Raw genomic sequence first — 13,676 nt, forward strand, 5'->3', positions numbered from 1 at the left:
GATTAAAAAAGAGCAAAGAATGGTTATATAAATTGTGTTTATCTTTATTCCGTGAGCGTGGCCTCCAAATTGATGAACGGAAAAATTTCCATCTTCGCTTATTTGATGCAACAACAGTAAAGGAACCAGGGAAAACAGGAAGTCTTTGGCGCATTCATTATAGTATTGTGATTCCTTCGTTATCTTGCGATTTCTTTAAACTTACGGAAACTGAAGGAGAAGGTACAGGAGAATCTTTTTTTCAGTTTCCGATAAAAAAAGATGATTATATTATAGCTGACAGAGGCTACTGTACTGGTCAAGGAATTCATTATGCCACAAGGAAAGGCGCTTATCTTAGTGTTAGAGTTAATTCGCAGTCTATACGAATACTCGACGAAAAAAAAATCCCTTTCCTTTATTGAAAGAAATTCACCATCTAAAAAGACCCCTTGCTATAAAATCATGGAACGTTTTTATTCCAAACCTCGATAATACCGAATATGTCAAAGGTCGACTTTGTGTAATACGCAAAACAGAAGAAGCCATTAAAATAGCCTATAAAAAACTTAAAAGGCATGCAAGCAAAAAGGGCATTGAACTGAAACCAGAGACCCTTATTTATGCCAAGTATGTAATTGTATTCACAACGTTTCCTGAAAATCAATTTACCGCTTTTGATATCTTAGAATGGTATCGAATTCGATGGCAAATTGAACTGGTCTTTAAAAGATTTAAACAAATAGCACAATTTGGACACTTACCTAAATACGATGATGATAGTTCAAAAGCTTGGCTTTATGGCAAATTATTCGTTGTTCTTTTAACAGAAAAACTAATAGATTTTGCCAAGTCTTTTTCCCCCTGGGGATACAGCATGTTCCAGCCAGAAGACTCAAAGCCAATGGCGTAAATTTGCTTTTATGCTTCATCAAGTAAAACGGGCTATAGAACCAGCGTTATTATTACAGGAAGTTCTTAAGTACTGGAACGATATTGCTTGCTCTTTAGCGGAAAACCCAAGAACCCGAAAGATGCAAATCTCAAAATACTTCGAGTCCACTTAAAACAAGTTAGCGCTTATGGGGCTTGCCCCATTCCATTGTAAGTTTCAATTCCTTATAGGTTCAATGAAAGTTCTTAAACGGCATGTGAAATTTCTTGGGAAAAAAGTTTCAATTCCTTATAGGTTCAATGAAAGCCATCGTTTGACGCCGATTTTCTTGAGCACAAAAGGGTTTCAATTCCTTATAGGTTCAATGAAAGTTTTTCCCACTCCTTTCAGCCCGGATTACCGGCACCGTTTCAATTCCTTATAGGTTCAATGAAAGGAAGCAGATATATTGTTGTCGGCAGATATTTTCAGGTTTCAATTCCTTATAGGTTCAATGAAAGCACGCAGGTCAGCACAATACTTAACGACATTGCATTAGTTTCAATTCCTTATAGGTTCAATGAAAGTATTGCACGAATAACCATAAAAGGATAATCCTGTCGTTTCAATTCCTTATAGGTTCAATGAAAGGACGCCGCTGGATGATCTCATAAATGCCCTGGAAAAGTTTCAATTCCTTATAGGTTCAATGAAAGTTGCTATTTTGCGAGGAAAAAATAAGATAAATATCAGTTTCAATTCCTTATAGGTTCAATGAAAGCCCTCCTGGGATGCGCCATCGGAAACCAGATGATACCGTTTCAATTCCTTATAGGTTCAATGAAAGTTCACCCAGAAGGCGCCGCTGCAATGGTCGGTCATCGTTTCAATTCCTTATAGGTTCAATGAAAGCTTTTCTCCCCGAATCGAATCCATATGCCTTTGCCAGTTTCAATTCCTTATAGGTTCAATGAAAGCGCCAACGGTCTTATGACGCAGACAGCTCCATCGTCGTTTCAATTCCTTATAGGTTCAATGAAAGCGCAAAATGCGGGTAGCTGCGCTCAAGGAACTCAAAGTTTCAATTCCTTATAGGTTCAATGAAAGGGGAGTTGCCAGGGTATTTGAGATATCTCAAAAGGCGTTTCAATTCCTTATAGGTTCAATGAAAGACTATGACTACGCCGCAGGCACACGGAAAAAGATCAGTTTCAATTCCTTATAGGTTCAATGAAAGGCTGTACTGAAAGATGCCGAGGGCGATCTTTCGCGTTTCAATTCCTTATAGGTTCAATGAAAGTCCGAAATCCAAAACTTGTCCCCGAATGTTTTGGTGTTTCAATTCCTTATAGGTTCAATGAAAGCGTCTCGTATCTGCCATAGACCTTCCAACCACCCACGTTTCAATTCCTTATAGGTTCAATGAAAGAGTACAATACCGCAGGTGTTGGCATCGCCCTTTCGCGTTTCAATTCCTTATAGGTTCAATGAAAGGAGCGGCAAACGGGTGCTGGACAAGAGGCTGGTCAGTTTCAATTCCTTATAGGTTCAATGAAAGTTTTCACCTCATGCCGTGTCATTAATTCTCCCTCACAGTTTCAATTCCTTATAGGTTCAATGAAAGGGGATGATGGCGCCGCTGATGACCGTTGCGCCCGGGTTTCAATTCCTTATAGGTTCAATGAAAGGCGGCATTTGTCGGACTGCGCAAGCAGGAAAGTTCCGTTTCAATTCCTTATAGGTTCAATGAAAGTTATCTTTATTGGCGAGCTTCTTATTCCAGGTTTCAGTTTCAATTCCTTATAGGTTCAATGAAAGAGTGCAAGGGTATGGAAACAATGTGCGCAAAACCAGTTTCAATTCCTTATAGGTTCAATGAAAGCCTGTCGCAGGATGATATTGAGAGTGAGGGGTTGAGTTTCAATTCCTTATAGGTTCAATGAAAGGAAACCCGGCGGGGGTAATATCAGGAGAAAAGAGAGTTTCAATTCCTTATAGGTTCAATGAAAGACGGGCAATATGTCAGCTGCCGGTGGTTGGGTAGTAGTTTCAATTCCTTATAGGTTCAATGAAAGGAAAATACCAATTCAGACGGCCAATGGTTTAGATCCCGTTTCAATTCCTTATAGGTTCAATGAAAGATTATTGATCAAGGATATGGATCGTTTACTCTCCCGTTTCAATTCCTTATAGGTTCAATGAAAGCGCATACCGGAGGTAAGCACGCGTGGTTGTGGTACCGTTTCAATTCCTTATAGGTTCAATGAAAGATTTCAGGGCATCGCCCATATCGCGTAATTCCTTCAGTTTCAATTCCTTATAGGTTCAATGAAAGCCGTTTTACCGATACAGTAAATACAAGGGTTTTCGGGCCTGTTTGAGGTTAAAAACGACCACTTTTCTCGTCGACCTTCAGTTATGTAAAAAAACCGATAGGTTGACATGATGAATACAAATTGTTGTTTCTTAATGGGTTAATCCTCATACTACACCTGCCGATTAAATCTGGCATGGGTTATATTACCCTATTTGTCGTGGGTTGACAAATTCACTTGGAATACTTTTGCCGCGAATGAATGCCAATTGCTCAAATGATCAGGGCCATTTTACAGGGACACGGCACACCGTGTCCCTACGATAACATTCCGTAATCACAGTATGTTATCCACTGGCCTTTTTTCTGCCCCGACAATTTCCTTATCCAGCCATTTTTCATTCCTTGATTTGAATATAATAAGCGAATCCTCATCCTCTTCGTTCATTATTTTTTTCGCCCTGATCTTCAACTCTTCCAGTCGTGCCTCCGTAATCTCCCCTTCAAAAACCGAATTCTGGATATGATGGAGATAACTCCTGCAAAGTTTCAGCATCTTCCCGCATCTTTTCTGATCCACATCATACACAACAATAACGTACATAGTAATTCAAACAGGGATATACAAGATGAACTGGATATTTTTTTAATATCTTTTTATCCTGCATATTCTGTTTATCCCTTTAAAAAAATAAACTGTCTTTATCCTGTCTATCCTGTCTATCCTGTCTATCCTGTCAATCCCTGTTTAAAGTCACCACCATATCTTAAACCCTTCGTACTCCTGCTCGCCGATCAGGTGCTTCACCAATTTGTAACATTCTAATCGAATAAGATACCGGTAAGAAACCTGTCTTTCAAGTTTTTTATGGGTAATAATGGTCTTTAGCCTATCGTCATATTCCTGGGTAACAGTCTTTCTGCCCTTTTCGTTGAGGTAACAGAGGTTTACCTCCGTCATGAAATCATTTTCAGTGATCTGCTGGCGATTGAGCAGGGTAAATATGGTCCTGTCACTGAAGATGGGCTTAAATATCTCTGCCATGTCCAGGCTCAGGGAAAACCGCCGTTCCCCTGGCTCATGGAGATACGAGATAAGCGGGTTTAGCTGTGTATGGTATATCTCGCCAAGGCAGGTTGTATAGACCATAGAATTGAGATAGGAAATCAGGGCATTGACCATATTGTCTGGCGGCTGCTTGACCCTGCGTTCAAATTCTATCTCCTGGTCGATAATGGCGGGCCATGCCTTGTAATAGGTATTCCGGATATTCCCTTCGAGCCCCATCAACTCCTCTACGGCATCAATTTTTCCTATCTGTGCCCTGAATCCTTCGATAGTATTGATAAACTCGTCCAACCCTTTGCCTCTGTTGCTGTAATATCTCAGATTCTTCAGGATGTTGAAACTGGCCGCATCGACAAACGCCCTTGCCAGTGCAATCCTCTTCTGGCGGTTCGTATAGTGGTTTACCTGTTTCACGAGGAGCTGCCCTGAGTTTAAGTATTCTCTTGGATAATAAGTGCCTGAATAATAACCATAGTAATTGAAGACATGAACAGGTATGCCCTTCTGTGCCAGGTAATTAAAGAGTTTGGTATTGAAATCGATCTCCCCGAAGGCATACAGGGCCTCGGTGTTCTCAATAGGTATAATGGACCTGGTGCCATCCTCCTTTTCCAGGAAGATGGTGTTTTCCTGCCTTTTCAGGCGGCCGTTTTTAAAGATGTAATAATTCTGTTTCATAGGAATAAACAGGGATATACAGGATAAACAGGATTCTTCTGCCTCATGAACAGGGATACACAGGATGGACAAGATATGTATCTTTTTTTATAATTACCTTTTTTATCCTGTCCATCACTGTTTATTCTCTCTATTTATGCAATCGCCTGTATTCGAGTTTGGGATTCCCAAAATTAATCAACAGACCAACTTCTACCCCCGTTGCCTTAAGATAATTGATCACTTGTGCCTTATGCTCTGGCGCTAATTTCGTAACTGCTTTCAGTTCTAAAATAACCGTATTCTCAACCAATATATCAGCAAAATACTCTCCTACTTCCACCCCACGAAATTCAACATTAAGAGGAAATTGAGATTTTGTATTCAATCCCTTATCTTTTAAAGCAATAAGCAACGCCTTCTCATATACAGATTCTAAGAACCCAGCGCCAAGTTCATTACTCACTTCAAAACATGCCTCAAGTATCTTTGCTGTTAATTCCTCATGAATCATGGCCATTATTACACCTCCTTAATTGTAATCATTTCCATATCCCGTTCATCCTGTCCATCCCTGTCAATTTTTCAGAGAATCTTTCCATGACTTTATCCTGTTTATCCTGTGAATCCCTGTTTTAAATTAAACCCAGCAAATATCCCCATAACTGCACTTTTTGCACATCTTCATCCTTTGTATAGGGGGAGGCAATTCAGCTTCCACAATTCCTTTGATATCGTTTAATATTGCCTGAACCTTCTCATCATCTCCCGGTTCTAAAAACACGTCCAGGGTCTTTCTGAGCTTTGGGTAATTAATTTTACCCGTAATTCCTTCTACGCCTTTCTGTTTCAGATACCAGAGGTAATACTTCAGTTGCCAGATATGTGGTTCTTCAACCTTGTCTGACTTCTTTACCTCGTGGATGACCCTGTCCTTCCCGATGAAGTCTATCTTAATCGTGCCGTCAATTTCGATCTCCTTCTTTTCCCGTTCATAGGACGTCTCATGGATCAGTTTGCCGAGGTAAACTGCATCGCTCGTCTGCTCCATCTCAATATTTTTGGTAAAATACCAGAGCTTCTTTTTACAGAGGAAGTAGTAGTTTATCTGGGTGCCGGTGAAGCGAATGCTATTTAGAGCACTATTCATATTCTGCATCCGCTACGAATTTTCACAAACTCCCTCGAATTACCTTCGAAGAGGATGGGAAAAAGCAAGAATCCAGAAGTCAGAAGACAGAATAAAAACATTTTTTTCCCTTTTTGAAGATAGAAGGAAAAGTCTCGAAAACCCAATCTACATAAGTTATACTTTATAGCCGTTTTAAACTGCTCAAACCGTTTAATCAGTTCCATGAGTGGATTTAAGCTATCTTCTCAATCTGCTTTTTGATACTTCTTGCTTCTGCAGCAAGATGATAAAGATGTTCCGGGGAGAATCTTTCTACGGCTTCAGCAATCCGTTCCAGGCATTCCATGGCGAACAGATAAACACCTTTCCTCGGCGCTTCGTGTCCGACGTTTTCAACCCATACTCCACACGAGGATATTCGTACCTGTGCCTTGAGGGCAAGAATTATTACATAATGCTCCAGAGGCGAACGCATCTCAGTTTCTTCGCTTTTGCTTTTTTTATCCCGACGGAGATTGTCCTGTTTCAGACTTTCAAAAAGGTTAAGCACAAAAGGATTAAGCAGAAGGTATACCGGATCATCTTCAAAATCCTGACGGAATAATTCCGAATCGTCAAAGGATGATTTTTGGGTAATTTTATTCCAATCGCTAAGTTCTGGCAGGGAACTTGCCCAGGGTTCAGGTGGTTCTTCTTCCTCTTCCTCGTAATGGAGGTCTATAGCCCTGACTTCATAATCATCATCGTCCTCGTCTTTTATATCCGGAATCTCTGAAAGGTCTAAGAACCCTTCCGGATATTCCGCGCTAAAGGCTGCATCCCTGTTTCTCATCAGTTTATACGTGATTAACTGTCTTTCCATCATCTTATCCCTTTGTGCGCTTTCTTCCATCATCCGCTTCATACCTTTTTCAAGGCTTGCCACAGAGAGTCCTTCGGCATCAACCATGGCGATGAGGGGTTCTTCAAGTCGGGCTTGTTCCCTGTAATAATCCAACCAGCATTCAGGCGACCACGATGTATTGTCTTCCGGTTCCCTGGGTCTTATTCGTCTGTTTTCCCGGAATCCTTCAAACATATCAAGAATAATCTGAAAGTCCGGCGCAATTCTCGTTATGTCGCGAAGGAAACGGATGCCGGATTGGGATTTTTTACCGGAAAGCTTGTCTACCTTTGACAGGGCATCCCTGAGTAAATTGAGCGCGCCGTCGACATCATCCTGGAGATAATAGACCAATACACTCTTTATGCCTTCTTTTATTGCATGCAGACCTTCTATGATTGATGCAACATTTTCACCTTCTTTATTCTTAGATATATCTTCCTCAAGGCGGTTGATTATACAGGGTATGAGGGACATCAATCGGTCAAGACCGGGGAGGCGGCCGATTCCTTCCCGCGGGTCGTCCGGGTCATGGGAAATATTTTCATCTGACTTGCGGAAAAAATCATCCAGTTCGGCAAAAACATCCCTGGTTTTGGATATCTCCGCGAGAACCTGTTTGTGACCTGCTGTGTTTTGTCTCTTCATTATATCAAAGTCAATAAACTCGTACAACTTTTTAAAGAAGTACAGTCTTTCCTATTTTTAACAGGGATTAAGGGGATAAATAGGATGTTTTCAGGATATTTTCTTATCCTGTTCATCCTGTCCATCCCTGATAATGAAAATCGTCTTCATCGCTGTCCACCTTGCCCTTTTCCCTTCTATTAAGAAGGAATTTCGAACCTCCCCTCTATCAAGAGGGGTTAGGGGTGTGTTCTTCATGCCTGCCTTGAACCATGCTATTTATCATACAGGTTCAATTATAATTTTACTCACGTTTCTGAAATCCTTATCGATGGCATATACCAATTACCCGTATAAAACCAAGGATTCATGTTACAAACCTGATAACTCCATCAAATGATTAAATTGTCGATTTATCCTTTTAATCTTTCCGATAAATTTTACCTCTACTTGTTCCTTCAAATCTTCCCTTGATAAGATATGGAACCTGTTCTGTATTATCTCCGCCAGCCATCCACCAATGCGGCAAAGTCGGTTCAATAGCTGCATTCTTAAACCGTGAAAGAGTCACAGCCGTGCAACCTGATTGTATATTGGTTTTCCACTGTTCCGGCGGCATGTAAACCACATATTTCGGTTCAGAACAGTTTTCTACGCTACCGACCAGTGAACACATGGAATCATGTGTTCCCAAATGCCCCAAATTTGTAAGAGCCAATGTTGCCGCTTCACAATGTTCTTCAGGGATTCCCCCATAAATGGTAGTATGCCCTTCAACCAAGCCGTATTCACGAGTTCCCTGGTTAATGTTGGTCAGACCAATTCTGGCATTTGGCTTAAATTTTTCTTTGCTCGTTTTCATTGCTCCCGTCTCATATCGCCTTAATTGATGGAACGCCCTAAAAAATATGATTCCATCAGGCGCATCCACCACAACACTGCAATGGTGAACAGCACTGAGAAAAGACTTTGCCTCGCTTTCTTTTCCTAATGAAAATAGAGTTGAAGCAATCCCAAGCAAGACGGTTGTTGGAGAAACAACCGGCGAACCCATTGCCGATGCAGAGGCAGAGCGTGGGTCACGATAGGCATAGGTATGGAACTTATATGCTGCCTTTAACCAGACTAACGGGGGGATTGGCGGAGGTATGACTGATTTTGAATCCGCTTTAATCTTTTTTTTCGGCATGGTTACTAACCCTCTAATTTGGCTTTTATCTGTGATATTTTTTCAAGAAGTTCTTTGACATTGTTGAATTTCCATACCCATGTATCAGTATTATTATTAAGGTCTTCCATTGTCTTTGCATAACTTGAATCTGCCTGCACCGGTGTATCTTTTTTAGTTAAATCCACTTTTATTGGAGAAGCAAACGGCGCTGTTCTGGCTGATGTGAGGAGAATTGCGCCTTCTGTTAGAAATACATGGGGTGCCCATCCTGCCGTCTTTGCTCCAGTCGGTGAAGCAATGAAATTTATTATCGCCTCAATAAGGGCTACTTGGCGTTTTTTTTGCTCCTCAGGGGTAATAGCCAACCGATTTTGTCCATTCTGCAAATACCAGTAATCATCAGTTCCAATACGGTGCAGATCAGCCCGAATGACGCCACCATAGGTGTTGGAGCGCATAGACTGAGCATATCTGCTGTTCATTGAAGCGGTGTCACGAAATGCCGAATGCTGTGTAACTGTCAAATCTTGAGGATTTTCGCTAATTAACCATGCCACATCAAAACAAGATTCTCTTTTTACAGGATCAACACCTCCGATCGTGGCGCAACACCGGTTGATGTAATCGCTTTCTGCAATATAATTGCCTGCATTGGCGCCACCTTGCGCATCTTTCCATGCGGCAAGAAATCCACCAGCGTCAAGGACTGCACATTTTTCAATTGCCGCTCGAACGCTTGGAAAAAGATTGCTTGCGTCGAGCGTGACAGCACTGGCGTCATTATTTCTTGCAGCCGCACGAATTCCAATTGGTCCTCTATCTGGATGCAAACCTTCGCTTAATGGCAGCATTGCAATTGTTTGGCTCCGGCAAACATCAACAAAATTTTCCAAAATATGCCGCCTGACAATTTCTCCACTTATTCCATCATAAGTTACACTGCCAACATCAATACGGCGTGGCTGCATTAAATTACTTCCGTCAGACCCCTCATTATTTAAGGCATGAAAACCAAGACCCAAACGATAGGCAAATGAAATGCTCCACAGTTTCATTGTAATTCCTCCTCTGTATTTGAATTATTAACCTCAGAAATATCTCTATCAGGCACATCTACCGTCTCTTTTGCTTTATAAGTACTTTCCTGAATCAGATACATCCTGAACAGATCACGGAAAGTCTCAAAGTCACGTCCCTCTCCAATGCTTGCCAATAACGCCGAAGGATTGTAGTCTTCGTTTCTGTGAACTGTTCCGATTTGTCCGTGCTCACGATGCCCCTGTTCAAGAAGGATTAAAGCCCTTTCCCGGAAGGCTCTTGCGGAAGGTGCAGAACGAAGCATAACGACTTCGTCATACCACGCCTTCCCCTTTTCACCTTCACCAGCTTTGCTCTGTCGGGCAAAATAGATGGCTGATGCCACGGCTTTTGCAAACTTGCGTACTGCCTCATGATCCCCTTTCCAATCCCCATAGCTCATGCTAAACACCTCCTTTACATATACCTGTTTTATAAAAATGTGTGAATATCCTTTAGCCTTCATTCGTTCCTGTGATGTAATCATTGACGATAGATGCTTCCCTACCGGTTGCATGAGCCAATAAGCCATTGCAAGGGTATCAGAAGCAAATTCTGTAGCCTTATAATCTCTTCCCTTCTTGCTCCACCCCTTGCTCACTAAATTTCTGAAGATGCGATATACATGAGATGTGAAATCAGCAGTCCCAATTTTATCTATGGCTGTTGATTTTATTGAAATCAGGCCAGAATAGTTGTCGCTTCGCTGACTTCCCAAGTTAGTGTTAAAAACGACCGCAGATAACTTTTTTTCGTAGCCCTCCGAAAAAAGCGAGGATTTAAGGGACAACAAAGCTAATGCCTGCGAGCAGATGACATTTGGCAATCCAAGCCAGGCACGCAAAGGGCTTACAACTTTGGATAGATCAATCCGTCCTTCAAACACGGGTAAAAATAAAATATTTCCTAAACTTTCCGTTCTCTTCCTCCCTGCATAGGCGAGCAATCCTTGCCCTAATGGAATGTCAGCTTTGCACTCCGCTTTGGATGTTTGACCCGTTTGCAAGGTTTCGTAACTGCAAGCTGATATACCCCTGATTCCAGTCTGTAATGCTGCATCGTATTTCTTTTCTCCTTCTACGGAATAACTCTCGGAAATGATTTGTCCCTTGAATAAATATGGTTGCAGGTGGTTACTGCAATACTCATTTGCTTCCGGTCGTCTCTTGCCCCACACTTGTTTAAAGGCAGCCTCATCACGACCGTCCAAATAGGCTCGTCTCCTTCCAGTTATTTCCCACTCATTCCCCTTATCACAGATTTCTACATCTTCCCGTAGTCCAATATATAAATCAATCGCTCCATAAAGCTGCAACACATCAAAAAATAGCAAACCGGTTTTTGGGACAAATAATGTAACCGCTTCTCCTCCAAAGTCCTTCAGCGTTGACGACGCCTTTGACCAGTCAAAAGTCATCATTGTTCTGTCCTCCACATCTCCAATTCCTCCCCTGCTGCGTCCTCCCTGTCTGCCATTAGAATCGCACGACCAACAAGGGCATAGATGGGGAAGAGGTCTACATTCGGCAATAACAACGGCACATCTTCCTTTGAAGGCGTTTTCTTGGCTGCTTCAAGGATTTCACCGGATTGATTTAATATTGCTTCAGGGGCGGAAATGTTTTTTAAGACTGCTTTTATAAAGTCATCTGTTAGCGGATGAGGTTCAAAATGATGCTTTACCAGAGACGGATTCAAAAAGCTTGAATGGTGGCGGGCTGCTGACAAAGCAACGGAACGGATTAGATATTCGGATGAACCAAGAGAGCCGATCAATAAAACAGAGGCTTTTATCATGGCGTTATATCCAGGCGGTGTATGCGGAACACCTATAGAATCTCCTGTTTTTGAAGTGCGACCAATAAATTCCGAAATGGGTTCACCCTGAATTTTTGCAGCTTTCTCCTGCCATCTCTTGTCCGCCTTTCCCAAGTCGTGAAAGCCGGCAGCAAGCATACTCAACATTGCAACGAGATCCATAAGGCTGTCAGCATCTTTATCAGGCTCAAGAAATTGAAGAATCTTTTTAAGTGTTTTACGATACATGCCATCTTCCGTAAAACGCTGATGAACTTTTTCCATAACACCTGATGTGTGGCCCCAAAGGGTTTGCAGCTTTCTGCCTTCTTTCTTAAAAGATTCTTCTGATCTTCCTTTCTTTTCCAGCCAGTTGCTGTTCAGAATTGCGTCTTGTATTTCAATTCCATCTTTGGCAAAGCACAGTCCTTTAGTTCTGTGCAGATAGGCTACAGATGATGGAACAATCAAGATATCACTGGGTCTGACAGAATCTGTCGGTGTGATAATCAATTCCCCATCTTCGTTATACTGGACTACAGCGCACTTGCCCGGCGCTTTCTTTATTAACCCCCATGCGCTGCCAAGAGAAATAGAAGATGTCTCAGGGTATTGACCTTGCATAAGCATGTTTTGCAGGTCTCGCTGCGCCAAGTCGTCTATGTGAACCGAATCGCCCTCTTCGACAGCAACTTCCACAGATAAAATCTCCCTGAATACGCTTGCAATCTCGCCGGGTTTCTGCTCTTGTGCGGCACGGTCGAAAAGGTTTAAGGCAAAGGTTGTTTCATTCAGCGATTTTTCTACTGATTCAACAGCTTTTTTAGAATCGCCGCCCCAAGCTTGATTTATCCATGATTGCTCAGTTGTCCAAGTAAGTAGTTGATCTGCGGGAAGAGATTCTAAAGCGGCCATGACTAACGCTAATGGCTTATAAGGCAAGGATAATTTTTCTATTTCCGTTTTAGGCGCCTTTAAAACAATGAATTGTCCCTTGGCTTCACCGTTCCTGAACCATCTGCCACATCGTCCAGCCCTTTGCACCAGTGTATCCACAGGCGCGGGATCAGAGATGACTAATGGAGCAGAAATATCAAGACCTGCTTCCGCAACCTGATTTGTCAGTAAAATCCAATCACCATTCAGCGATTCTTTCCCAAAACAAGCATAGGCCTTCTGCTCTGCATCAGCCCTCCATGAACGAGGCATACGGTTGTGGAGAACGATGATTTTGTCAGCGCTTACATTGGCCTTTATCAATCGGTCATAGGTTTCTTGTAGTCGTTCAACAGTATTAGCAAAGTATATCCGCTTGTCCTGAGTATTTTTCAATCTATCATCAAGTTGCTGCCAGTCAAGCTTCTTATCCTCACCCTTTCCCTTGTTTTTCAGTTCAAGCATTGAGATAGTCACTTTTCTGTTTTTTTCTCGGAGTTGCAGCCCTTTATCCTCTGCAACCTCTTCTTCACCCACGATAACCAATTCCAAGCCCAATCGGCCGGAAATGATCTCTGCTACTTTTTTTGGCAGGGTGGCTGTCAGCACAACGGTTTGCAAACCAAGTTTTTGTCTAAAATCTATAATTGCCAGCAAAATTGACAATGCCTTTTCAGAGATACTCCAAGCCAAATGAGTTTCATCTAGGATCAGACGCGACATCAGCAATGCCCCTGCTATGGCATGCCCTGCCTTGAGAGGCAGACTGAGCGGCAAGCCGGGGACAGCACAGACAACCTGGTCATAGGTTGTTATAACAACTTCTTCACCGAACAACTTGCTTTCTTGAACATCCCCATGATGGATAACGGCTGGTATTTGCTTACCATTTCGGTTCAGGGTGGAAATCTCTTTTTGAATTCCATTGCCAAGCGACCTTAACGGGACGGCATAAACCATTTTACAAAACCTATCCTGAATATCTCCCGTGACGGCAAGAGTTTTCCCTAAGCCAGTTGGAGCAACAAGAAGCAGCGACTTACCATCTTTCAATTTGTTAATTACATGCTTCTGAAATTGCGTAAATTCCATATCTTATTCCCCCTCGCATCCACCACCCACGGATTCCCGTCCGATTGAATAATGGCATGGTCAATTCC

At 42.2% G+C, this 13,676-nt stretch carries 9 protein-coding genes, 1 pseudogene and 1 CRISPR repeat array; of the genes and pseudogenes, 1 reads left to right on the forward strand and 9 read right to left on the reverse strand.

Going from position 1 to position 13,676, the window contains the following annotated elements:
* Positions 1-892, forward strand: a pseudogene (locus E3K36_06465) (IS4 family transposase).
* Between the two features lie 195 nt (positions 893-1,087).
* Positions 1,088-3,188: a CRISPR direct-repeat array (repeat unit 29 nt; unit sequence GTTTCAATTCCTTATAGGTTCAATGAAAG).
* Positions 3,189-3,504: 316 nt separating this feature from the next.
* On the opposite strand, the gene cas2 reads toward E3K36_06465, so the two are convergent.
* The 9 genes from cas2 to cas3 form a co-directional block, all read right to left on the reverse strand.
* Positions 3,505-3,771, reverse strand: coding sequence for a CRISPR-associated endonuclease Cas2 (cas2, locus tag E3K36_06470; protein ID MCF6154886.1), 267 nt, complete (start codon positions 3,769-3,771; stop codon positions 3,505-3,507).
* Between the two features lie 150 nt (positions 3,772-3,921).
* The gene (gene cas1b, locus E3K36_06475) at positions 3,922-4,914 is read right to left on the reverse strand and encodes a type I-B CRISPR-associated endonuclease Cas1 (GenBank protein MCF6154887.1); all 993 of its coding nucleotides are present in this window, start codon (positions 4,912-4,914) and stop codon (positions 3,922-3,924) included.
* A 130-nt stretch (positions 4,915-5,044) separates the two neighbouring features.
* Positions 5,045-5,407: a GxxExxY protein gene (locus E3K36_06480; GenBank protein ID MCF6154888.1), complete on the reverse strand. Its 363-nt coding sequence runs from the start codon at positions 5,405-5,407 to the stop codon at positions 5,045-5,047.
* Positions 5,408-5,533: 126 nt separating this feature from the next.
* Positions 5,534-6,043, reverse strand: a complete 510-nt coding sequence (cas4, locus tag E3K36_06485; GenBank protein MCF6154889.1) for a CRISPR-associated protein Cas4 — start codon at positions 6,041-6,043, stop codon at positions 5,534-5,536.
* A 214-nt stretch (positions 6,044-6,257) separates the two neighbouring features.
* Positions 6,258-7,556, reverse strand: coding sequence for a hypothetical protein (locus E3K36_06490; GenBank protein ID MCF6154890.1), 1,299 nt, complete (start codon positions 7,554-7,556; stop codon positions 6,258-6,260).
* 400 nt (positions 7,557-7,956) lie between these two features.
* A complete protein-coding gene (locus tag E3K36_06495) occupies positions 7,957-8,724 on the reverse strand; it encodes a hypothetical protein (GenBank protein MCF6154891.1) in 768 nt (255 codons plus the stop codon).
* A 5-nt stretch (positions 8,725-8,729) separates the two neighbouring features.
* Positions 8,730-9,761, reverse strand: a complete 1,032-nt coding sequence (locus tag E3K36_06500; GenBank protein MCF6154892.1) for a DevR family CRISPR-associated autoregulator — start codon at positions 9,759-9,761, stop codon at positions 8,730-8,732.
* Positions 9,758-11,203, reverse strand: coding sequence for a hypothetical protein (locus E3K36_06505; GenBank protein MCF6154893.1), 1,446 nt, complete (start codon positions 11,201-11,203; stop codon positions 9,758-9,760). Before E3K36_06505 ends, E3K36_06500 begins: the two co-directional genes overlap by 4 nt.
* Positions 11,200-13,608, reverse strand: a complete 2,409-nt coding sequence (cas3, locus tag E3K36_06510) for a CRISPR-associated helicase Cas3' (protein ID MCF6154894.1) — start codon at positions 13,606-13,608, stop codon at positions 11,200-11,202. The genes E3K36_06505 and cas3 overlap by 4 nt, the downstream gene beginning before the upstream one ends.
* Between the last annotated feature and the right edge of the window lie 68 nt (positions 13,609-13,676).

Origin of the sequence: Candidatus Brocadia sp. (assembly GCA_021646415.1) — a bacterium.
Lineage (GTDB): Bacteria > Planctomycetota > Brocadiia > Brocadiales > Brocadiaceae > Brocadia.